Source organism: Pseudomonas sp. 8209, from assembly GCF_028682105.1.
Lineage (GTDB): Bacteria > Pseudomonadota > Gammaproteobacteria > Pseudomonadales > Pseudomonadaceae > Aquipseudomonas > Aquipseudomonas palmensis.
The window spans coordinates 320,100-340,750 of the sequence record NZ_JANIAH010000004.1; the positions used below are offsets into that span (position 1 = coordinate 320,100).

At 67.5% G+C, this 20,651-nt stretch carries 19 protein-coding genes, 1 pseudogene and 1 riboswitch; of the genes and pseudogenes, 6 read left to right on the forward strand and 14 right to left on the reverse strand.

Translation table 11 applies throughout. The annotated features are described in order from the left end of the window. Positions 1-8 precede the first annotated feature (8 nt). Together NP552_RS10650 and NP552_RS10655 are read left to right on the forward strand one after the other, a co-directional pair. A complete protein-coding gene (locus NP552_RS10650) occupies positions 9-470 on the forward strand; it encodes an Lrp/AsnC family transcriptional regulator (RefSeq protein ID WP_043861187.1) in 462 nt (153 codons plus the stop codon). Continuing rightward, the gene (locus NP552_RS10655; protein ID WP_043861188.1) at positions 460-969 is read left to right on the forward strand and encodes a GNAT family N-acetyltransferase; all 510 of its coding nucleotides are present in this window, start codon (positions 460-462) and stop codon (positions 967-969) included. The genes NP552_RS10650 and NP552_RS10655 overlap by 11 nt, the downstream gene beginning before the upstream one ends. A gap of 3 nt (positions 970-972) precedes the next feature. Here NP552_RS10655 and NP552_RS10660 read toward each other — a convergent pair whose 3' ends face one another. From NP552_RS10660 to NP552_RS10685, 6 genes and pseudogenes are all read right to left on the reverse strand, one after another. Further along, entirely contained in the window at positions 973-2,322 is a 1,350-nt protein-coding gene (locus tag NP552_RS10660; RefSeq protein ID WP_274096717.1) for an OprD family porin, read from the reverse strand. Next, positions 2,319-2,756 (reverse strand): pseudoazurin, encoded by a 438-nt coding sequence (locus NP552_RS10665; protein ID WP_058541265.1) that lies wholly within the window; start codon positions 2,754-2,756, stop codon positions 2,319-2,321. The genes NP552_RS10660 and NP552_RS10665 overlap by 4 nt, the downstream gene beginning before the upstream one ends. A 273-nt stretch (positions 2,757-3,029) precedes the next feature. Continuing rightward, positions 3,030-3,569 (reverse strand): annotated as a pseudogene (locus NP552_RS10670) (ABC transporter ATP-binding protein); the annotation flags it as partial. Beyond that, positions 3,566-4,582, reverse strand: coding sequence for a FecCD family ABC transporter permease (locus NP552_RS10675; protein ID WP_274096718.1), 1,017 nt, complete (start codon positions 4,580-4,582; stop codon positions 3,566-3,568). The pseudogene NP552_RS10670 and the gene NP552_RS10675, both read right to left, overlap by 4 nt. Continuing rightward, on the reverse strand, positions 4,579-5,592 hold the full coding sequence (locus NP552_RS10680; RefSeq protein WP_274096719.1) for an ABC transporter substrate-binding protein: 1,014 nt from the start codon (positions 5,590-5,592) through the stop codon (positions 4,579-4,581). The genes NP552_RS10675 and NP552_RS10680 overlap by 4 nt, the downstream gene beginning before the upstream one ends. 146 nt (positions 5,593-5,738) lie before the next feature. Next, positions 5,739-5,933, reverse strand: a riboswitch (cobalamin riboswitch). 40 nt (positions 5,934-5,973) lie between these two features. Then, a complete protein-coding gene (locus NP552_RS10685) occupies positions 5,974-7,146 on the reverse strand; it encodes a DUF1624 domain-containing protein (protein ID WP_043861194.1) in 1,173 nt (390 codons plus the stop codon). 228 nt (positions 7,147-7,374) lie between these two features. Between NP552_RS10685 and NP552_RS10690 the strand changes: the two genes are divergently transcribed. Both NP552_RS10690 and NP552_RS10695 read left to right on the forward strand, forming a co-directional pair. Then, the gene (locus tag NP552_RS10690; protein WP_054915148.1) at positions 7,375-7,980 is read left to right on the forward strand and encodes an SCO family protein; all 606 of its coding nucleotides are present in this window, start codon (positions 7,375-7,377) and stop codon (positions 7,978-7,980) included. Further along, positions 7,980-8,474, forward strand: a complete 495-nt coding sequence (locus NP552_RS10695; RefSeq protein ID WP_043861196.1) for a copper chaperone PCu(A)C — start codon at positions 7,980-7,982, stop codon at positions 8,472-8,474. Before NP552_RS10690 ends, NP552_RS10695 begins: the two co-directional genes overlap by 1 nt. A 68-nt stretch (positions 8,475-8,542) precedes the next feature. Here the strand turns inward: NP552_RS10695 and NP552_RS10700 are convergent, their stop codons facing one another. Next, entirely contained in the window at positions 8,543-8,965 is a 423-nt protein-coding gene (locus NP552_RS10700; protein WP_043861197.1) for an NUDIX hydrolase, read from the reverse strand. 198 nt (positions 8,966-9,163) lie between these two features. On the opposite strand from NP552_RS10700, the gene NP552_RS10705 reads away from it, so the two are divergent. Further along, positions 9,164-10,048 (forward strand): EamA family transporter, encoded by an 885-nt coding sequence (locus NP552_RS10705; protein WP_054915147.1) that lies wholly within the window; start codon positions 9,164-9,166, stop codon positions 10,046-10,048. 76 nt (positions 10,049-10,124) lie between these two features. Further along, positions 10,125-12,764 (forward strand): excinuclease ABC subunit UvrA, encoded by a 2,640-nt coding sequence (locus NP552_RS10710; protein ID WP_196932455.1) that lies wholly within the window; start codon positions 10,125-10,127, stop codon positions 12,762-12,764. A 6-nt stretch (positions 12,765-12,770) separates the two neighbouring features. Here the strand turns inward: NP552_RS10710 and NP552_RS10715 are convergent, their stop codons facing one another. From NP552_RS10715 to NP552_RS10745, 7 genes are all read right to left on the reverse strand, one after another. Next, positions 12,771-14,714, reverse strand: coding sequence for a response regulator (locus NP552_RS10715; RefSeq protein ID WP_054915145.1), 1,944 nt, complete (start codon positions 14,712-14,714; stop codon positions 12,771-12,773). Further along, positions 14,704-15,579 (reverse strand): sensor histidine kinase, encoded by an 876-nt coding sequence (locus NP552_RS10720; RefSeq protein ID WP_043861201.1) that lies wholly within the window; start codon positions 15,577-15,579, stop codon positions 14,704-14,706. Before NP552_RS10720 ends, NP552_RS10715 begins: the two co-directional genes overlap by 11 nt. After that, positions 15,572-16,582 (reverse strand): ATP-binding protein, encoded by a 1,011-nt coding sequence (locus tag NP552_RS10725; protein WP_210015328.1) that lies wholly within the window; start codon positions 16,580-16,582, stop codon positions 15,572-15,574. Before NP552_RS10725 ends, NP552_RS10720 begins: the two co-directional genes overlap by 8 nt. Continuing rightward, the gene (locus NP552_RS10730; RefSeq protein ID WP_043861202.1) at positions 16,573-16,977 is read right to left on the reverse strand and encodes an anti-sigma regulatory factor; all 405 of its coding nucleotides are present in this window, start codon (positions 16,975-16,977) and stop codon (positions 16,573-16,575) included. Before NP552_RS10730 ends, NP552_RS10725 begins: the two co-directional genes overlap by 10 nt. Then, positions 16,974-17,336, reverse strand: coding sequence for an STAS domain-containing protein (locus tag NP552_RS10735; RefSeq protein WP_043861203.1), 363 nt, complete (start codon positions 17,334-17,336; stop codon positions 16,974-16,976). The genes NP552_RS10730 and NP552_RS10735 overlap by 4 nt, the downstream gene beginning before the upstream one ends. 4 nt (positions 17,337-17,340) lie before the next feature. Beyond that, positions 17,341-18,192: an STAS domain-containing protein gene (locus NP552_RS10740; RefSeq protein WP_054915144.1), complete on the reverse strand. Its 852-nt coding sequence runs from the start codon at positions 18,190-18,192 to the stop codon at positions 17,341-17,343. 101 nt (positions 18,193-18,293) lie between these two features. Further along, positions 18,294-20,651 (reverse strand): cytochrome c3 family protein, encoded by a 2,358-nt coding sequence (locus NP552_RS10745; RefSeq protein ID WP_274096720.1) that lies wholly within the window; start codon positions 20,649-20,651, stop codon positions 18,294-18,296.

A 20,651-nucleotide genomic window follows, 5' to 3' on the forward strand; every position in this document is an offset into this window, starting at 1 on the left:
GCTTCTGCATGGACAAGCTGGACCGGGCAATACTCGACCTTCTGCAAACCGACTGCACCCGCGCGGTGGGCGATATCGCCGAGCAGATCGGCCTGGGCACCACCGCCTGCTGGCGGCGCATCCAGAAGCTCGAAGAGGCCGGCATCATCCGCGGCCGCGTGGCCCTGCTCGACGGCAAGAAGCTCAATGTCGGCGTGGTGGTGTTCGTCTCGATCAAGACCACCCAGCACAACGCCGACTGGCTGGCCGGCTTTCATGCCGCCGTGGCCGGTATCGACGAAGTGCTGGAGGTGTACCGCATGGCCGGCGACACCGACTACCTGCTGCGCGTGGTGGTGCCGGACGTGGCCGCCTACGACGCGGTGTACAAGCAGTTGATCCGCATTCCGGGCCTGTCCGACATCAGCTCCAGCTTCTCCATGGAGCAGATCAAGTACTCCACCCGCCTGCCGCTGCGCTATGCGCCCTGAGCCGATCACGCTGCACCAGGCCGGCGCCGACGACAGGCAGGCTGCCGTAGCATTCGTGATGCAGGCCCGCGCCGCGCTGTTCCCCAAGCTCGCCGCCACCGGGATGCCGGCAGACCTGCAGCAGTTCGAACAGGTCTACCTGCACGGCGCGGGGCGTTTCCTGCTGGCCCGCTGCAATGGCCAGATCGTCGCGGCCATCGGCTACCTGCCTTACGACCACCGCTTCCGCCAGCTCGACTACCGTGGGCAGAAGGTGGTGGAAGTGGTGCGCCTGTTCGTGTTGCCGGCCTATCGCCGCAGCGGGCTGGCCGGTGAGTTGTACCGCGCGTTGCGTGAGCTGGCGTTGCAGGACCAGGTGCAGGTGCTGTACCTGCACACCCATCCGTTTCTGCCAGGCGCCATTGGTTTCTGGCAAAAGCACGGCTTCGAGATCATCGATGTGGAAGCCGACCCGGTGTGGCAGACCACCCACATGCAATGTCGCCTGCCCGCCGGCTGAACCTCAGAAGCGCCCGTTGAGCGGGTATTCCACCGCCAGGCGGATCTGGTCGGCATCCAGCTCGGCCTGGGCAGTGTTGCCCCGGTGCACGTTGTGCCGCAGCGACACCGTGGTGCCCTTGGCCACGCCGCCCTGCACCACGTAGCGCGCCTCCAGGTCGCGCTCCCAGTGCTTGCCGCCTTCGCCGTAGCCCAGGTACGCATAGCCGCCACGCGGGTCGACGTGGCTGCCATCGATGCGGCTGCCGCGCACATACGCCGCACTCAGCACCAGCCCGGGCAGGCCCCACGGGGTCATCGCCAGGTCGTAGCGGGCCTGCCACGACTGCTCGTTGGGGGCGTTGAAGTCCGACAATTGCACGGCGTTGCTGATGAAGATCGCGCCACGGGTCACATAGTCGAACGGTGTGTCGCCATCGACCTTCTGGTAGCCCAGGCTGAAGCTGTGCGGGCCCTGGGCGTAGGTCGAGAGCAGGCTCCAGGTGGTGTTGTCGATCTGCCCGGACAACGCCTTGCCGGTGTCGGTGGTGCGGTACAGGTTGAGGTTGAAGGTGAGCGAGCGATTGGCGTCCAGTGCATGGCTGAAGGTGCCGCCCAGGTAGTGCTGGTTCCAGGTGTCTTCGTAGCGCGAGGTGTACAGGCTGGCGCTGAGGCTCGGGCTTGCACTGTAGACCACCCCGGCCAGGTCGAAGGCATCGCCCTTTGCTGCGTTGGAGTAGTTCACCACGAACCCCTGGTCATGGCTGCTGGCGTTGCGGTCGGTGCTCTCGGTGAAGTGCCCGCCTACCAGTTTCACCCCATCGAATTCGGTGTTGGTGACAAATACCCCGGTGGCAGTTTCGGGTAGCAGGCGGCTGTCGGACGAGCTGAACACCGGGGTCTTGACCCGCTGTTCGCCATACGACAGCACGGTGGAGGAGGCCCGAAGCTTGACCGCCGCGCCGCCGCGGCTGAATTCGTTCTTGGGGTGGCCGTGGTTGTCCAGCCCCAGCAGGCGCGCCTTGCCGGCGCGTCCGCCGCCGCTGTCCAGTTGCACGCCAAGGTAGGCATGGGCATCCACGCCCACGCCGATCAGGCCCTGGGTGAAGCCCGACTGCAACGTGCCCATCAGGCCATAGGCCCATTCCTCGGCATAACCGTTGCGCTCGGCACGGGGCTTGTAGGCATTGCGTGCGCCGCTGTTGCGCGCGCCGTGGCGGTATTCGCGTTTGTCGTACACGCTGCGGTTGAGCAGGCTCCAGGTGCTGTCTTCGACCAGGCCGTTGGCCTGCTCCTGGGCCGATTCGGCCAGCACCAGGGGCGCCGGCCCGGCCAATGCCAGCAGCAGGGCCGAACGGGTGCGCAGTGCGATCATTGTGCGGCCTCGCGTTGCAGCAGGGCGGCAAGACGATCTGCTGCACGCCTGGGCAAGGTGCTCGGCAGGCTCGGTGGCGTGGCGGCGGGCTCACCGACCTGGATCAGCATCACCATGCCCATCGACAGGTGCGGGATGCACTGGATGCCGTACAGGCCCGGCACGTTGAAGGTCTGCTCGATTTGCTGGTTGATCCTGCCCTTGAACGCCTCGGCGCCTTCGGGCAGCAGGCCGGGCAGCGAGGCGGCATTGTGCCCGCTCTGGGTGGCGATGAACTTCACCGAATCGCCGGGGGCGATGCGCAGGTAGTCCGGCTCGTACACCATGCTGCCGGTCGCACCACGGTTGAGCATTTTCACTTCGTGCACCTCGGCCGATACCGAAGGGGCGAGCAGGGCGCTGGCGAGCAGCAGGGGCAAGGCGGCAAGGCGCATGGGCGGGCTATCCATTTCAGGTCAAGGGGAACGAACGCGCAGGATCTGCGCGCCGTCGAAGGGGTCGGTCAGGTAGTGCGCCTGCACCCCGAAGGTGGCCTGCAGGCGTTGCGGGGTCAGCACCTGCAACGGCGGGCCGACATCCACCAGGCGCCCGCGCTCGAGCACGGCCAGGCGATCGCAGGTGAGGGCCTGGTGGAGGTCGTGCAGGGCGATCAGGGTGGTCACCGGCAGCGCCTGAACCAGGCGCAGAATGCCCAGCTGGTGCTGGATGTCGAGGTGGTTGGTCGGCTCGTCGAGCAACAGCAGCTGCGGGCGTTGCGCCAGGGCCCGGGCGATGTGCACGCGCTGGCGCTCGCCACCGGAGAGGCTGCGCCAGCTGCGTGTTGCCAGGTGGGTGGCATCCACGTCGGCCAGGGCCTGCTGCACGATGGCGTGATCGTCTGCCGACCACGGGCGCAACGCCGACAACCACGGCGTGCGGCCCAGGGCCACGGCATCGAACACATTGATCGCATCGCTGGTGTCGGCCTGTTGCTCGACCACTGCCAACCGCCGCGCCACCTCGCGGCGTGGCAGCTGCCTGAGCGCGTTGCTGCCCAGCTGCACCTCGCCGCAGGTGGGCGTGCGCAGCCCGGCCAGCAGCTTGAGCAGGGTGGACTTGCCCGAGCCGTTGGGGCCGACGATACCCAGGGTCTCGCCACGGCGCACCTCAAGGTCGACCGCGTTCAGCAGCACGGCATCGCGCACCTTCAAACCCAGCCCAGTGCAGCGCAGTGCAGCTTCATCCAGCGGGTGGGTGACAGCGTTCATCGGGCGCTCCTGCGGCCAATCAGTATCAATGCGAACACCGGTGCGCCGACCAGCGCCGTGATCACCCCCACCGGAATCACCTGGCCCTTGATCAGGGTGCGCGAGAGCACGTCGGCGGCAATCAGGAACAGCGCGCCACCCAGCGCGCTGGCCGGCAGCAGGCGCGCATGGGGGGTACCGAACAGCAGCCGCATCGCATGCGGAATCACCAGCCCGACAAAGCCGATGGCGCCCACGATCGACACCATCACTGCCGTCACCAGTGCCGCGCAGCTGATCAGCAGCACCTGCACGCGGCGTACCGGGATGCCCAGCGAGGCAGCCGAGTCGCTGCCGAAGGTGAAGGCGTCCAGCGCCCGCCGATGCCACACGCACACCGCAAGGCCGGCCAGCGCCACCGGCACCGCCAGCCACACCGACGGCCAGCGCACGCCACTGAGGTTGCCCAGCAGCCAGAACAGGATGCCGCGCGCCTGCTCGGCACTGGCCGACCGGGTGATCAGAAAGGCGGTGAGCGCGTTGAACAGCTGCGAGCCGGCGATCCCGGCGAGGATGATCTGCCCCGTGCTGTTGGACGGCCCGCTGGCACGGGCCAGCAGCGCCACCAGCGCGAAGGCCGCGATGGCCCCGACGAAGGCGCCCAGCGACAGCGTGAACGCCCCCGCGCCCAGCCCCAGCAGCGCCACCAGTACCGCGCCGGTGGAGGCGCCGGCCGAGATGCCGAGCAGGTACGGGTCGGCCAGCGGGTTGCGCAGCAGCGACTGCAGTACCACCCCGCAGGTGGCCAGCCCCGCGCCGCAGGCGGCGGCCACCAGCGCACGGGTCAGGCGGTAGTTCCACACGATGCCTTCATCGATCGGGTCCAGCAGGTGCCCGGCGGCCCACAGCTTGTTGGCCAGCACCTGCAGCACCACCGAGGGGGCGATCGGCGTTTCGCCAATCGCCACCCCTGCCAGTATCGCCAGCAGCAGGGCCAGGCACGCGAGCAGGCCGCGCACAACGCTGCCTGTCATGGCGCCAGGTCGAAGCCGTTGATGGCCGAGGCCAGGGTCTCCATGCCGCTGAACAGGCGCGTGCTGGCCTGCATGGCATGTGCATCGAGAATCACGATGCGGTTGTGTCTGACCGCGTCCATGTTGCGCGTGACCGGGTCGCTGCGCAGGAATTCGAGTTTCTTCTGGTAGTCATCGGCCGGGAAGCGACGACGGTCCATGCGCGCGATCACCAGGAAGGTGGGGTTGGCCTTGGCGATGGTTTCCCAGCCCACGGTCGGCCATTCCTCATCGGACTGCACCACGTTGCGCACGCCCAGGGTCTGCAGCATGTAGTCGGGGATACCCTTGCGCCCGGCCACGTACGGGTCGATGTCCAGGTCTGCGCTGGAGAACCAGAACAGGGCGCTGGTGTCCTTCAGATCCTTGCCCTTCACGGTGGCGGCAGCCTTGGCCAGGCGTGCCTTGAGCTCGCTGTTCAACCGCTCGCCACGCGCCTGCACGTCGAAGATCTCGGCCAGCTGGCTGATGCTGTTGTAGATGCTGTCGATGCGAAACGGCTCCAGGCGGGTGCCGTCGGCGCCGACCAGGTTGTCCTTGCCCTCGCAGTCGGACGGCATCAGGTAGGTGGGGATGTTCAGCTCATGGAACTGCTCGCGGGTGCCGACCACGCCCTGCGGGCCGACCATCCACTCCAGCTGCACCGCCACCAGTTGCGGGCGCTTGCCGATCACCGCCTCGAAGCTGGGGTCGTTGTCGGCCAGGCGCTCGACCTTGTCGTTCTGCACCTTGTACTGCGCCAGCACATCGTTGAACCACAGCGAGGTGCCGACCAGCCTGTCGCCCAGGCCCAGTGCGTAGAACATCTCGGTGCCGGCCTGGCCGATGGTCACGGCGCTGTCGGGCGCGTGCTGGAAGGTCAGCGGCATGCCGCAGTTCTGCAGCGTGAGCGGGTAGTGGGTCGGGGCGGCCTGGGCCAGGGTCGACAGACCCAGGCCCGCGAGCAGGGTGGCAAGGCGGGGCAACTGCATGATGCGATCTCCATTCGAACCGTACACGGGCAGGGGTGTACAACCTGGAAACACATCGACAGGCGCTGCCGCGAGGGCAGGGCAAGGCCGTTCGGCGCGCGGGGCGCTCGCGGCACAGATGTACTCCCCGGACACCCCGCCGGTTAGTGATTGTTGCTGTGCCGGCAGGTCTCCTGACTGGTGCGTCGTCACCTGGCTCCGGCCTTCCCGGGGGGCACCCAGTGGCATTTCAGGAGCAGGCTCGGCACTTACAGTTGCGGGGGCAGTTCCGTTTGACGCCATGCAGTGGCGTCTCGGATTCCCTATTGATTCCGTGTGGAAACCGGCGGGCGGCATGGTAGTCGATCATGCCGCCCGCAGGGAAACAAAACCCCGCCAGCCTCAGAGGTACTTGAGCCAGGCAATGTCGCGACGGCGTGCCTTGAACGCGGCAAACCAGCGCACCGGCGGGAACAGCGCCACGGCCAGCAGCACGGCGGTCAGCCACACCGCCCAGATACCATCGAAGCCGAAGTAATTGCCCTGGTTCAGGCCCAGCAGTGCAACGCAGGCCAGGTACGCCACTTTCAGCACATACAGGTGCAGCAGGTAGAAGAACATCGGTGCGGCGCCGAACACCGCCAGGGTGCTGATCCACCGGCGCTGCCCGGCGCGCTCCAGGCCCAGCAGCAACAGCAGGCCAGCCCCCAGGGTCAGGGCCAGGAACAGCAGCGAGGGCGGGTACTTGGTGATGTTGAAGAAGCTCATCAGGGTGTGCGCGGTATCGGCCTGAACCGTCCATGGCGCCTCGCCGTAGCCGTTGAGCAGGCGCAGGGCGACAAAGCCGAGCAGGGTTGCCAGGCCTGCCAGCAGCAGACGGCGCTGGCGCGTGGCGGCCGGCATCGAGTGGGCGAACCAGGGCCCCAGGCCGTAGCCCAGCGCGATCACCCCGACCCACGGCAGCACCGGGTACGAGGTACGCAGGCGCAGGCTGTCGGAGAACTCGAGCCAGCCGCGGTCATGCAGGATCGCCCACGGCACGTGCAGCGCAGAGCCCTGCGCAAAGTGCAGGCCGTCGAGCAGGTTGTGACCGGCCACGATCGCGGCGCCCAGCACCAGCAACAGCGGGCGCGGCAACCACACCAGGGCCGCCAGGGCGATCATGCTGATGCCGATGGCCCAGATCACCTGCAGGTAGATCACGCTGGGTGGCAGCTGGAAGGTCCAGGCGACGTTCACCAGGGTGAACTCCAGCACCACCAGAAACAGCCCGCGCTTGAACAGAAAGGCCGACACATCGCCCCGGCCCTGGTGCTTCTGGCCATACAGCCAGGCCGACAGACCGGTCAGCAGCACGAACACCGGGGCGCACAGGTGGGCCAGCGTACGGCTGACGAACAGCGCAGGTTCGGTGCTGTCGATGGCCATCGGATCGCTGACCTGGCGGTGCAGGAAGAAGGTTTCGCGCACGTGGTCCAGCAGCATGAACAGGATCACCAGGCCCCTGAGGGCATCGATGGACAGCAGGCGTTGGCTCGGTTTGCTGGCGGCGGGGAGGGCAGTAGCGCTAGTCATTGAAAGGTCGCAGGCAGAGGGGGCGAATTGAATGGTTACTGTATAACATTTCTATTCGCTCGGTAAATCTTCCTTACAATCTTGACTGCCATGCTGCGACATCAGACCGCACCCATCTGGCGCTGCGCGCTGGAACCCGTCGACCCTGCGTGACAAAATGCCGCCTCGCAAAACCCTTGCACAAGGCTCCCGCTCTCGGGGCCGGCACCTTCCCAAAAGGATGGTTACATGAACGATTTACTGACCCGGCGCACGGTGATCGCCGGGCTCGGCCTGCTCGGCCTCGGTGCCCTGGCAGGTTGCAACAACTCCGGCGCGCTGGACTTCAAATACGGCAAGGACCTGAGCAACAAGATCCTCGGCCGCACCTTCAAGCTCAAGGACCCGCAAGGCAACGTAATGACCCTGTCGAGCTTCCAGGGCTCGATGCCGATGGTGTTCTTCGGCTTCACCCAATGCCCGGCGGTGTGCCCCACCACCCTGGCCCGCGCGGTGCAGATCAAGAAGCTGATGGGTCGCGACGCCGACTTCCTGCAGGTGGTGTTCATCAGCCTGGACCCCGAGCGCGACACCCCCGAAGTGCTGGACGCCTACGTCAAGGCCTTCGATCCCTCGTTCGTGGCGCTGTCCGGTACCCTGGAAGAGACGGCCGCAGTGGCCAAGGAATTCGGCGTGTTCTACGAGAAGGTGCCGGCCGGCGACACCTATACCATTTCCCACAGCTCGACCAGCTACGTGTTCGACTCGCGTGGCGTGCTGCGCCTTGGCCTCTCGCACTCCCTCAATGCCAGGGAATGCACCGAAGACCTGCTTACCGTAATGGAGGTTTGTTAATGCGTTCTCCCGTGAAACACGCGCTTGGCGCGATGGCGTTGCTGTCCCTGTTCGGTGCGGCGCTGCCCGCCGTTGCCCAGACCACCGTGGGCGAGCCCTGGGTGCGCGCCAGCGTGCCGCAGCAGCAGTCGACCGGTGCGTTCATGACCCTCACTGCCAGCACCGACAGCAAGCTGGTGGGCGTCGAGTCGCCGGTGGCCAAGACCGTGCAGGTGCACCAGATGCAGATGCACAACGACGTGATGAGCATGAGTGAAGTCAAGGCGCTGGACCTGCCCGCCGGCAAGCCGGTGGTGCTCGACACCAATGGCTACCACGTGATGCTGATGGGCCTGGTCAAGCAGGTGAAGGAAGGCGACACGGTGCCGTTGACCCTGATCGTCGAAGACGCCAAGGGCCAGAAGGAGTCGATCAAGGTCGACGCCCCGGTGCGTTCGCTGACCGCCACCGACGGTCACGGCGAGCACTCGATGCACGACCACAGCCACATGTAAGTACCCGCCGCGCCGGCCCTTGCGCCGGCGCAATCCGTTCCTGCCGGGTGGTTCGCCACCCAATGGGTTCAACTGGCCTGCGCCAGATAGTCCCGCAGCCGATCCTGCAGATACCACACACCTTCAGCGTGTTTCAGGTAATCGCTGATCGGCATCATCTGCCAGTACTGGCCTTCGTCGCCAAATTCGATGGCATCGATTTCCCCCTGCGTGATGTGCCCCACCAGAAACCAGGACTCCCAGCCGGGTCTGGCCAGGCTGGGGTAGTTGCGGCGCCATTCGATGCGTTCGGGGGGCAGGCGCAGGGCGAACTCTTCGTCCAGCTCGCGCAGCGCGCATTCCACCGGGGTCTCATCACCTTCGCGCCCCCCGCCGGCAAAGTCCCAGCAGCCGGGGAAGGGGATGGTGCTTTTCACGTCGCGCTTGTAGGTCAGCAGGTGGTCGTGGAACAGCAGGGCGAGTTTGGCACCGCAGAAGGGTTTGAGGGGCATGGAGACTGGCCTCTGGCAGGACGGGCGTTAGGCACCGGGCCGGTATTTATACGATGGTTCTGCAGGTTGCGCGGCATTTTTTGTGGTGTGGGCTGCCGGGCAGCTCCTGGTCACACAGGCATGCGCCGCCGACGGGTATAACTGAACCCGGGAATAAGGATATGCTGTTTCGAAATATTACAAATTGGTGAGGGCAGAATGCCGTTAAAGGACCTGTTGCTGGCGCTGGTGGTGATCGTCGCCTGGGGCCTGAATTTCGTGGTGATCAAGGTCGGCCTCGACGGCCTGCCGCCCATGCTGCTGGGTGGCCTGCGCTTCGTGCTGGTGCTGTTTCCGGCGATCTTCTTCATCAAGCGCCCGCAACTGCCGTGGCGCTGGTTGCTGGCCTACGGCACCACCATCTCGCTGGGCCAGTTCGCCTTTCTGTTCGAGGCCATGGGCAACGGCATGCCGCCGGGCCTGGCGTCGCTGGTGCTGCAGTCGCAGGCCTTCTTCACGCTGTTCTTTGCCGCGATGTTTCTCGGTGAGCGGCTGCGCGCCGCCAGCCTGCTGGGGCTGCTGGTGGCCGCCGGGGGCCTGGCGCTGATCGGCAGCGAGAACGGCAGCCACGTGCCATTTTTGGCGCTGGTGCTGACCCTGTGCGCCGCCGCATGCTGGGCCATGGGCAACATCATCACGCGCCGCTTCGGCAACATCGACCTGGTGGCGCTGGTGATCTGGGGCGCGCTGATTCCGCCGTTGCCATTCTTCGCCCTGTCGTGGTGGCTCGAAGGGCCGGCGCTGATCGAAAGCTCGCTGCGCGGCATCGGCCTGAACTCGATCCTGGCCCTGGCGTACCTGGCCTTCATCGCCACCATGCTCGGCTACAGCCTGTGGAGCGGCCTGCTGTCGCGCTACCCGGCGGGCAAGGTCGCACCGTTTTCGCTGCTGGTGCCAGTGGTGGGGCTGAGCTCCTCGGCGTTGCTGCTGGGTGAGCGCCTGAGTACCCTGCAATGCTGGGGTGGGGTGCTGGTGATGGTGGGGTTGCTGATCAACGTGTTCGGCTCGCGCCTGCGTCAACGCCTGCGGGCCGCGCTGAGCTGAGGCCCCAGGGCGGCGGTGGAACGATCCGCCGCGCACGCCGCTCCAATTCCAGACCCTCGCCGACCAAGGTCCGACCATGAATTCACCTCGATCCACCACGCCCCATGCCGGCCCGGCCGGCATGGTCAAGGTGCGCGGCGCGCGCGAACACAACCTCAAGAACGTGGATGTGGACATCCCCCGCGATGCGCTGGTGGTGTTCACCGGCGTGTCCGGCTCGGGCAAGTCGTCGCTGGCGTTCTCGACCCTGTATGCCGAGGCCCAGCGCCGCTATTTCGAGTCGGTGGCGCCCTATGCGCGACGCCTGATCGACCAGGTCGGGGTGCCGGATGTGGACGCCATCGAAGGCCTGCCGCCGGCGGTGGCCCTGCAACAGCAGCGCGGCACCCCCAGCGCGCGCTCCTCGGTGGGCAGCGTGACCACGCTGTCGAGCCTGATCCGCATGCTCTATTCGCGCGCCGGCAGTTACCCGGACGGCCAGCCGATGCTGTATGCCGAGGACTTCTCGCCCAATACGCCCCAGGGCGCATGCCCCGAGTGCCACGGCCTGGGCCGGGTCTACGAGGTGGACGAGGCCTCGATGGTGCCCGACCCGTCGCTGACCATCCGCGAGCGTGCGGTGGCCTCGTGGCCGCTGGCGTGGCAGGGCCAGAACCAGCGCGACATCCTCGTGACCCTGGGCTATGACGTCGACATTCCGTGGCGCGACCTGCCCCAGGAGCAGCGCGACTGGATCCTGTTCACCGAAGAGACCCCCACCGTGCCGGTGTATGCCGGCATGACCCCGGCCCAGACCCGCGACGCCCTCAAGCGCAAGCTCGAACCCAGCTATCAAGGCACCTTCAGCGGCGCGCGGCGCTATGTGCTGCACACCTTCACCCATTCGCAGAGCGCGCTGATGCGCAAGCGCGTCAGCCAGTTCATGCGGGCCAGCGCCTGCCCGTTGTGCGCGGGCAAGCGGCTCAAGCGCGAGGCCCTGACCGTGACCTTCGCCGGGCTGGACATTGCCGAGCTGGCGCAGTTGCCCTTGCTGCAGCTGGCCGAGGTGCTCAAGCCGGTGGCCAGCGCCACCTATGTCGAGCATGGCGACGAGCAGGGTGCGGTGCTGACCCACGCGCAAACCCGTGACGCCCGCCAGCAGCGCGCGGCCAGGGGCGACAACGCCCATGCCGGCGGCCCGGACGTGCGCCACACGCCCAACCTCTCGCTGGAAAAACGCCTGGCCGCGCAGCGCATCGCCCAGGACCTGCTCGAACGGGTGGCCACCCTGATCGACCTGGGCCTGGGTTACCTGGCCCTGGAGCGCAGCACGCCGACCCTGTCCTCGGGCGAGCTGCAGCGCCTGCGCCTGGCCACCCAGCTCAACTCGCAGCTGTTCGGGGTGATCTATGTACTGGACGAACCCTCGGCCGGCCTGCACCCGGCCGATGGCGAGGCGCTGTACGAGGCCCTGCTGCGCCTCAAGGCCGCGGGCAATTCGGTGTTCGTGGTCGAGCACGACCTGGACACCATGCGCCGCGCCGACTGGCTGGTGGACGTGGGCCCGGCGGCGGGCGAGCAGGGCGGCCAGGTGCTGTACAGCGGGCCCCCGGCCGGGTTGGCCGAGGTCGAGGCCTCGCAGACCCGCAACTACCTGTTCGGCGCCCAGGCCGCCGAGCCGCGCACCCCGCGTGAACCCGGCGGCTGGCTGCGCCTGGAGGGCGTGACGCGCAACAACCTGCACAACCTCGATGCGGCCTTCCCCCTTGGGTGCTTCACGGCCGTTACCGGGATTTCCGGCTCGGGCAAGTCCAGCCTGGTCAGCCAGGCGCTGCTGGAGCTGGTGGGCGCGCACCTGGGCCAGGCCACCGCGCCCAGCGAGCCCCAGGAGCAGAGCCTGGAGGATGACGTGGCGCAGGCCAGCGGCGGCCAGGTCACGGCGGGCCTGGAGCACATCCGCCGGCTGGTGCAGGTGGACCAGAAGCCCATCGGCCGTACCCCACGCTCGAACCTTGCGACCTACACCGGCCTGTTCGACCACGTGCGCAAACTGTTCGCCGCCACCGATGCGGCCCGCGAGCAGGGCTTCGACGCCGGGCGCTTCTCGTTCAACGTGGCCAAGGGCCGTTGCGAAACCTGCGAAGGCGAAGGCTTTGTCAGCGTCGAGCTGCTGTTCATGCCCAGCGTCTACGCACCATGCCCCACCTGCCATGGCGCCCGCTACAACCCGCAGACCCTGGCGGTCACCTGGCAGGGCCTGAACATCGCCCAGGTGCTGCAGCTGACGGTGACCCAGGCACTGGCGGTGTTCGAGCAGCAGCCGGCGGTGCAGCGTGCCCTGGCGGTGCTGCACGAAATCGGGCTGGGCTACCTGCGCCTGGGCCAGCCGGCCACCGAGCTGTCGGGCGGTGAGGCGCAGCGCATCAAGCTGGCCACCGAACTGCAGCGCATGGCCCGCGGGGCCACCCTGTATGTGCTCGACGAACCCACCAACGGCCTGCATCCGCAGGATATCGACCGGCTGATGCTGCAGCTGGGGCGCCTGGTGGATGCCGGGCATACGGTGATCGTGGTGGAGCACGACATGCGCGTGGTGGCCCAGAGCGACTGGGTGATCGACATCGGCCCGGGGGCGGGGGACCAGGGCGGCACGCTGGTGGCCTGCGGCACGCCGCAGCAGGTGGCGGCCAGTGCCCACAGCCGTACCGCGCCGTTTCTGGCCCGGGCCCTGGGCTGAGGCGGCTCAGGCGTCGAGGCTGCGCCGAACCTTGTCCAGCAGTTCGTGGATCTGGAACGGCTTGGTGACGATGTCCATGCGCTCACCGAGAAAATGCTGCCGGTCGATGGCGTTCTCGGCGTAGCCGGTCATGAACAGCACCGGCAGGCTCGGGCGCAGCATGCGCGCGACATTGGCCAGCTCGCGCCCGTTCATGTGCGGCAGGCCCACGTCGCTGAGCAGCAGGGCGATGCTCGGGTCGGCATGCAGTTTCTGCAGGGCGCTTTCGACGTCCGGCGCCGGGGTGCAGCGGTAACCGGCATCGGTCAGCACCTCGCAGACGAAACTGCGCACCACCGACATGTCCTCGACCACCAGCACATGCTCGCCGGCGGTACTGATCACGGTGTCGGGTGTGGGTTCGGTGATGCTCAACAGCGGGCTCTGGCTGGCCGGCAGCAGCAGCGTCACTTCGGTACCGCGCCCGCCGGTGCTGCGGATCTGCACGTCGCCGGCCGACTGGCGGGCGAAGCCGTAGATGGTCGACAGCCCCAGCCCGGTGCCCTGGCCGATGGGCTTGGTGGTGAAGAACGGGTCGAAGACCTTGCCGATCACCTCGGGGGCGATGCCGCTGCCGTCGTCGCGCACCGACAATGCCACGTAGGCGCCATCGGCCAGCTTGAGGTCGTCCTGGGTGTGCGCCGCGTAGGTGCTGATCCAGATGTTGCCACCCTGGGGCAGCGCGTCGCGCGCGTTGATCACCAGGTTGAGCACGGCGTTCTCCAGCTGGATCGGGTCTACCAGGGCCACGCTGAGGTGCTCGCTCAGGTTCAGGTGCAGGCTGATGTGTTCGCCGATGGTGCGTCGCAGCAGTTCCTCCAGCGAGCGGATGTGCTGGTTGATGTCGGCCGGGCGGGGGTCCAGCGGTTGCTGGCGGGCAAAGGCGAGCAGGCGGTGGGTCAGGGTGGCGGCCCCCATGGCGGCGCCCAGTGCAGCGTCGGCGTAGGACTGCACCTTGTCGACGCGGCCCTGCTCGATGCGTTTCTTGATCAGCTCCAGGCTGGTGATGATGCCGGTGAGCATGTTGTTGAAGTCATGGGCGATGCCGCCGGTAAGCTTGCCCAGTGCGTCCATCTTCTGCACCTGCAGCAACTGCGCCTCGGTACGGGCGCGCTCGGCCACTTCCTGGGCCAGCAGGGTGGTCGCGCTGTCCAGTTCGGCGCGCTGGGTGCGTTCGCGGTGGCGCTGTTCGGTCACGTCCTCGACGAAGATCAGGCTCGACTCGCCGCTGCGGTAGGGCGACACCTGCCACTGGGTCTCGCGCAGCTGGCCGTTGACGCGCATGTGCAGCAGGCCCTTCCAGCGGTCCCGGGTGCCGAGCCTGCGCAGCAGCTCGTCGATCACCGGCTGCTGGTCGTCGGCAAAGCACTCGACCAGGGTGTCGGGGCTCAGGTTGTCCTGGATCAGCTGGGCGAACGCCTGGTTGCATTCGTGCACCTTGAGCCCGGTGCCCAGCAGCGCGATGGGCGCGGCGGTGCTGACGAAGATCTCGCGAAAGCGCGCCTCGCTCTCGCGCAGCGCCTGCTCGGTGTCGCGTACCCGCAGCAGCGTGCGCAGGGTGGCCAGCAACACCTCGGGGTCGACCGGGTGGATCAGGTAGGCGTCGGCCCCGGCGTCCAGCCCGGTGATGATGTCGCCGGTACCGATGGCGGCCGCCGATACGTGGATCACCGGCAGCAACGCGGTGGCCGGGGTGGCGCGCAGGATGCGCACGATATCGAAGCCGCTCATGTCCGGCAGGTGTACATCCAGGATCAGCGCGTCGTAGGTCTGGCTGGCAATCAGCTCCAGGCCCTCGCCACCGGTGCCGGCCTCGTCGATGCGGTAGCCATGGCATTCCAGGCGCCGGCGCAGGGCATAGCGGGTGACGATGTTGTCGTCGACGATCAGCAGGCGGATGTCAGGCTTCATCACCAGGCTCCTGGGCCAGCGCCAAGGGGATCACTACGTAGAAGGTCGAGCCGACCCCGGGCGTACTCTCGACCCCGACCCGGCCACCCAGCAGCGCCGCGAAGCGCTTGCACAGCGACAGGCCCAGGCCGGTGCCGCGCAGGCGCTTCTGCAGCGGCGAGTCGATCTGTGCGAAGTCCTCGAACAGCGTGTCGTGCAACTCGCCCGGGATGCCGATGCCGGTGTCGTGCACCGCAAAGCGGATCTGGCCGTCGTCTTCCAGTTGCGACGATACCCGCACTTCGCCACGGGCGGTGAATTTCAGCGCGTTGGAAATGAAGTTGCGCAGGATCTGCGCCAGCTTCTTGTCGTCGCTGTACAGGCGCGGCAGGCCCTGGGGCTCTTCGAAGATCAGGTCGACCGCCGAGGCATCGACGATCGGCCGGAACATGCCGCGCAGGGCCGCGAACAGGTCGAGCATGTCGAACCAGGCCGGCGAGATGGTGATGCGCCCGGCCTCGATCTTGGCCAGGTCGAGCAGGTCGTCGACCATGTCGCTCAGTTCGCGCGCCGAATTGCTGACGAAGGTCACCTGCTTGTGCTGCTCGGGGCTCAGCGGGCCGTCCAGCTCGTCGCTGAGCAGGCGGGCGATGCTCAGGATCGAACCCAGCGGCGTGCGAAACTCGTGGCTCATGTACGACAGGAAGCGGCTCTTGAGGTCCGAGGCCTGGCGCAGTTGCTCGGCCTGGATATCCAGCTCGGCATACAGGGCCAGCACGCCCTGGTTGGTTTCTTCGAGTTCGGCGCGCAGGGCGTCGCCCTCTTCACGCAGCCGCGCGATCAGCGCCTGCGCCTCGGTGTCGGCAAGGGTAGGGGAATCAGCCACTTAGGGTCTCCAGGGCAACAACCAGTACGGTGACATCATCGCGGCCTCGGCAGAAGTCGCGATGCAGCACGGCGGCGATCAGTGCCGGGTGCTGATGCATGAGGCCAGGATACTGCTGCAGGTCCCAGCGCGATTGCAGCCCGTCGCTGTAGAGCACCAGCAGGTTGGCCTGCACATCAGCGTAGTCAAAGGGGCGCACGCGGCGGAATTGCCCGCCGACGATACCCGGGTGCGAGGCCAGGCCACGACTGCTACCGGGTGCGAGCAGGTGCGCGCCGATGTTGCCGACGCCGCTGAAACGCAGCGCGCCGTTGTCGTACTGGGCGAAGGCCGCGGCGCCGCCACGGGTGCCCTGCATGTTGACGTGCATCGCCTCGAGCACCTGCGCGGGGTCGGCGAACGGGGCCTGGGCAAAGGCCTGGGTGCCGGCGTGGGCGGCCCGTTCGGCGAGCTCGCCGTGGCCCAGCCCGTCGACCACCAGGGCACTGATGCGCTGGCCGTCGTAGGCCAGGTACCAGGCATCGCCACAGGCCGGGTCGTGATGCAGGCTGTGCTGGCTGGCGCCCCAGCGCAGGTCGCAGGCCGCGCTGCTGCGCGGGTACAGGCGCGCCAGCACGGCGGCGCCACGGCTGTCGGCGTACACATCGAACACATCGGCCAGGCGCTTGATCGCGCCGAGGCCGATGCCCTGGGTACCGCCGGTGGAGAACCCGTCGGCCAGGCAGTGGTGCAGGTCGAAGCCTGCACCACGGTCGATGGCGATCAGTTCCAGCCCGCTGTAGCCGCTGTTGGGCAGCACCCGCAGGTGCAGTTCACCGCGCCCGGCATGCTTGAGCAGGTTGCTTGCAAGCTCGGTGGCCAGCAGCGCGGCGCGCCCGGCGTCGGTGGCATCGAAACCCTGCTGTTCGGCCAGGCGTTGCACGCAGCGCCGGGCATGACCGACCTGGCTCTCGTCTTCTATCGGCAGCACCTGGGTCAGGCTGCCCAGGATACTCAGGCCCATCGCAGAATCGTCACGCGCGTGCCGGCCCCGGGGGCGGTATCCAGTTCGAACTCGTCCACCAGTCGCTTGGCCCCGGTCAGGCCCAGGCCCAGGCCGCCGCCGCTGGTCCAGCCATCTGTCATGGCCAGCTTGATGTCGGGGATGCCCGGCCCTTCGTCGCGAAAGGTCAGGCGCAGGCCCTTGCGATGGTCCTTCTCGACCACCTGCCAGTCCATGTGGCCACCGCCGCCATACACCACGGCGTTGCGGGCCAGCTCGCTGACCGCCGTGACCAGCTTGGTCAGGTTGATCAGGCTCATGCCGCAGCCCTGGGCCAGGGTGCGCGCCAGTTGCCGTGCACGTACCACATCCTGCTCCAGCAGGATGGGCTGGGTGCCGCTTTGCTCGGCGCTCATTGCGGTGCAGCCGAGTTGTTGAGCAGGCGCATGCCGCGCTCGGCGTTGAGCGCGGTACGCACGCCGGGCAGGGTCAGGCCCAGTTCGACCAGGGTGATCGCCACGGCCGGCTGCATGCCCACCAGCACGGTCTGCGTGTCCATGATGCGCGACACCCCGGAGATGGTGCCGATCATGCGGCCGATGAAGGAGTCGACCATGTCCAGCGCCGAGATGTCGATCAGCACGCCTTTGGCCGAGGTCGCGCTGATGCGCTCGGACAGGTCGTCCTGCAGGGTCATGGCCAGCTGGTCATGCATGTCGACCTGGATGGTCACCAGCAGGAATTCGCCGATTTGCAGAATCGGGATGCGCTCCATGGCTTCAGCCCGCCTTGGCGACGGACAGGCCCAGGCGATGCAGGGCCAGCTTCAGGGCGTCGGCCAGGTTGGCCTTGGTCACCACGCCCTGCAGGTCCAGGCCCAGGTGCACGATGGTCTGGGCGATCTGCGGGCGTACACCGCTGATGATGCAGTCGGCGCCCATCAGGCGGATGGCGGTCACGGTCTTGAGCAGGTGCTGGGCCACCAGGGTATCGACGGTGGGCACACCGGTGATGTCGATGATGGCGATTTCAGAGCCGGTGTCGACGATGCGCTGCAGCAGCGATTCCATCACCACCTGGGTACGTTGCGAGTCCAGGGTGCCGATCATCGGCAGTGCCAGTACGCCGTCCCACAGCTTGACCACCGGGGTGGACAGCTCCAGCAGTTCTTCCTGCTGGCGCTTGATCACCGCCTCGCGGGATTTCTGGAAGGTGCGGATGGTGTGCAGGCCCAGGGCATCGAGCAGTTCGGACACCTGCAGCAGCTGGTTGGCCAGTTGCGCCGGCTGCTCGCTGTACTCGCGCTGCAGCAGGGCGAACAGCGGGCCCTTGAGGGAGAAGATGAAGGTGGCGGTCTGCTGCGAGTCCTGGCCGAGCAGGGCGCGGCTATGGGAGAGCTTTTCCAGGAACAGGCGCACCTCGTCCCAGGCACCGGCGTTGAGGTTGCTGGCATCGCCGTTCTGCAGGCCGGCGTGCAGCAGGTCGAGAAACTCTTCGGTCTGGCGCTTGAGGTCGTCGGCCTTGAGGTTGCGCGTGGCACCCGACGCGTCCAGCCCGGCCAGCCATTCGGCTACCAGGGAGGCCTGGTGGGTGCGGATGGCGGTGAGGGTGACAGGTTGCAGTGCAGCCATTTGGACAAGCTCCTGAGCAGGGTAGGTAAGGCACATGCGCATCTGAGTGTGCAGGCCTGATTCTAGTTCGATATTGCCTTCATCAAATTTTTTGCAGGCCCTCAGCTCCCGCTGGCGGGGCGCGGTTGCAGCATCGGGTCGTAGGGGTTGAGCTGGCGCAGCGACTCGAGCAGGGCATTGGCTGTGTCCACCTGCCGGGCCTGTTGCAGATAATGCATCAAGGCCAGCCGAACATCACGGTTAAACGGTTGTTGTTGCAGGCTGCTCCACAGTTGTTGCATTGCCGGCTCGCGCTGCCCCTGATCGTGCAGGGCCACCGCCAGCACATACCCGTAGCCGGCGTTCTGCGGGGCCAGCTGCACGGCCTTGCGCAGCGCCACCAGCGCTTGGTCGCGACGGCCCTGGCGAATCAGGGCCAGGCCGTGGGCCTGCTGCAACAGCGCCGAGTCGGGGTGCTGGCGCAGGCTGTCTTCCAGCAGCGTGCGTGCTTCGTCCTGGCGGCCATGGCTGTCCAGCCACTGCACCAGGGCCACACGGGCCGGCAGGAAGTCGGCGTCGCGCAGCACCGCGCTGCGCAGGTACGGCTCGACCGCATCGGTGCGTCCGCTGGCCTGGTACAGCAGGGCCAGGTTGAGGTTGGCTTCGGCGCGTTCGAGCAGGCTCAGCTGCACGCTTTCGTATTCGCCCAGCGCCTGCTCGAACGCCGCCTGCGCCGCGCCCAGCCCGGCTGCCCGTGCCGGCAGCAGGGCGTAGGCGGCCGCGATGCGCACGGCCAGCACCGGGTCACGCAGCAAGGGGGCCAGCGGCATGCTTCGCTGTTGCGGGGGCAGCAGCGCGGCCAGGGCTTCCACCGCCGCGGCGCGTACCTGCGGTGCGCTGTCGCCCAGGGCGCTGCGCGCCGCCTGCAGGGTACGTTCGCTCGGGTAGTTGGGCAGTTCGGCGAGCAGGGTGGCGCGGCGGATCGCCGGCAGTTCGCTGTTGGCCAGTTGCGTCAGCAGCGCCTGGGCGGCACCGGGTTTGCCGCTGCGCAGCAGGTCCAGGCTGGCAGCGTAGGCCGGTGTGTCGGAGGGCCGGTCGGCGTACCACAGCGCGAACTGCTCGCTGACGCGCTGCCCGGCACTGCCCTTGTGACACCCCAGGCAGGCATCCGGCGTGCCCAGCGCCAGTGCCTGGGCCGGTGCCGGAATGCTGAAGCCGTGGTCGTGGCGATAGTCGTTGACCATGTAGAACTTGCCGGGCATGTGGCAGCTGACGCACTGCGCCGCGGGGCTGCCGGGGGCATGGTGATGGTGCTCGGTGGCGGTATAGTCGCGGGCCTTGAGCCCGGCGCCGTCGACCCCGGCCACGCCGGTCTTGCCCGCAGGGTTGTGGCACTGCAGGCACACCCCGTCGCCCGGTGCCTTGAGCTGGGTGCTGTGGGGCTCGTGGCAATTGCTGCAGCGCACGCCCTTGGCGAACATCTTGCTCTGGGTGAAGGCGCCGTACTCGAACACCTCGTCCTTGATCTTGCCGTCCAGCTCATACAGCTCGCGGGTCAGGCGGCTGGGCAGGTAGTCGTCCATCAGGCGGCGCTCGTTGTGAAAGCCATCGCCCAGCGGCGCGCGGCGCGCATGGCAGCGGGCACAGGTCTCGACTTCGGCCAGGTTGCCACCCTCCACCAGGCTCTGCTGGAAGCCGGCATGGGCAACCTGCCTGGCCGGCTTTTGCGCCGCCCACGCCAGGTGCCCGGAGGCCGGGCCGTGGCACGCCTGGCACCCCACGCCCAGGCTGTTCCAGTGGCTGTCGAAGGTGGCGCTGGCAGCGTTGAAATTGCGCTTGAAGCCGGTGGTATGGCACTCCACGCACATGAAGTTGGCATTCTGCTGCGGCTTGCTCCAGTGCAGCGGGTTCTTGAAGTCCACGCCCTGGCCGGGGTACAGGTGAAACCACTGCTGCTGGCGCGTATCCCAGGCCACCCCGAGCGCCTGCAGGTGCCCGCCGCCGGTGTCGATCAGGTACTGCTGCAAAGGCTCGATGCCGAAGGCATAGGCCACCTCGAAATCCTGGGGCCGGCCGTCGGCGCCTGGGGTGTTGACCCAGAAGCGGTCGCCCTGGCGAAAGAAGCGCGTGGTCTCGCGGTCGCTCTTGAACTGCACGTCGGCGAAATTGCCCAGCACGGTCTGGGCGGTGGCCGGCTGCATCGCCAGCTGGTGATGGGAACCTTGCCACTGGCGAACCTGTTCGCCATGGCAACCCTGGCAGGTGGCTTCGTCGACCAGCGCCGGGGCGGGGCTGCTTGGCGCCGGCGGGGCTGGTGGCGTGCTCTGCGCGGCCACCGGCAGGTGTGCCGGGGCACGGTCGAGGGCGAACCAGGTGCCCAGCAGGGCCAGCAGGACCGCCCCGGCCAGCACCGGCCAGAGCAGGCTGGTGCCGCGCACGGGGGGCTGTTGGGGCGGCGTAACGGCGCGCTTTTTCGACAT

What these genes read in the sequence shown, in the direction of transcription:
- NP552_RS10650 (WP_043861187.1), top strand. Translation starts at nt 9, where the DNA reads ATGGACAAGCTGGACCGGGCAATACTCGACCTTCTGCAAACCGACTGC.
- NP552_RS10655 (WP_043861188.1), top strand. Translation starts at nt 460, where the DNA reads ATGCGCCCTGAGCCGATCACGCTGCACCAGGCCGGCGCCGACGACAGG.
- NP552_RS10660 (WP_274096717.1), bottom strand. Translation starts at nt 2,322, where the DNA reads ATGATCGCACTGCGCACCCGTTCGGCCCTGCTGCTGGCATTGGCCGGG.
- NP552_RS10665 (WP_058541265.1), bottom strand. Translation starts at nt 2,756, where the DNA reads ATGCGCCTTGCCGCCTTGCCCCTGCTGCTCGCCAGCGCCCTGCTCGCC.
- NP552_RS10675 (WP_274096718.1), bottom strand. Translation starts at nt 4,582, where the DNA reads ATGACAGGCAGCGTTGTGCGCGGCCTGCTCGCGTGCCTGGCCCTGCTG.
- NP552_RS10680 (WP_274096719.1), bottom strand. Translation starts at nt 5,592, where the DNA reads ATGCAGTTGCCCCGCCTTGCCACCCTGCTCGCGGGCCTGGGTCTGTCG.
- NP552_RS10685 (WP_043861194.1), bottom strand. Translation starts at nt 7,146, where the DNA reads ATGACTAGCGCTACTGCCCTCCCCGCCGCCAGCAAACCGAGCCAACGC.
- NP552_RS10690 (WP_054915148.1), top strand. Translation starts at nt 7,375, where the DNA reads ATGAACGATTTACTGACCCGGCGCACGGTGATCGCCGGGCTCGGCCTG.
- NP552_RS10695 (WP_043861196.1), top strand. Translation starts at nt 7,980, where the DNA reads ATGCGTTCTCCCGTGAAACACGCGCTTGGCGCGATGGCGTTGCTGTCC.
- NP552_RS10700 (WP_043861197.1), bottom strand. Translation starts at nt 8,965, where the DNA reads ATGCCCCTCAAACCCTTCTGCGGTGCCAAACTCGCCCTGCTGTTCCAC.
- NP552_RS10705 (WP_054915147.1), top strand. Translation starts at nt 9,164, where the DNA reads ATGCCGTTAAAGGACCTGTTGCTGGCGCTGGTGGTGATCGTCGCCTGG.
- NP552_RS10710 (WP_196932455.1), top strand. Translation starts at nt 10,125, where the DNA reads ATGAATTCACCTCGATCCACCACGCCCCATGCCGGCCCGGCCGGCATG.
- NP552_RS10715 (WP_054915145.1), bottom strand. Translation starts at nt 14,714, where the DNA reads ATGAAGCCTGACATCCGCCTGCTGATCGTCGACGACAACATCGTCACC.
- NP552_RS10725 (WP_210015328.1), bottom strand. Translation starts at nt 16,582, where the DNA reads ATGGGCCTGAGTATCCTGGGCAGCCTGACCCAGGTGCTGCCGATAGAA.
- NP552_RS10730 (WP_043861202.1), bottom strand. Translation starts at nt 16,977, where the DNA reads ATGAGCGCCGAGCAAAGCGGCACCCAGCCCATCCTGCTGGAGCAGGAT.
- NP552_RS10735 (WP_043861203.1), bottom strand. Translation starts at nt 17,336, where the DNA reads ATGGAGCGCATCCCGATTCTGCAAATCGGCGAATTCCTGCTGGTGACC.
- NP552_RS10740 (WP_054915144.1), bottom strand. Translation starts at nt 18,192, where the DNA reads ATGGCTGCACTGCAACCTGTCACCCTCACCGCCATCCGCACCCACCAG.
- NP552_RS10745 (WP_274096720.1), bottom strand. Translation starts at nt 20,651, where the DNA reads ATGTCGAAAAAGCGCGCCGTTACGCCGCCCCAACAGCCCCCCGTGCGC.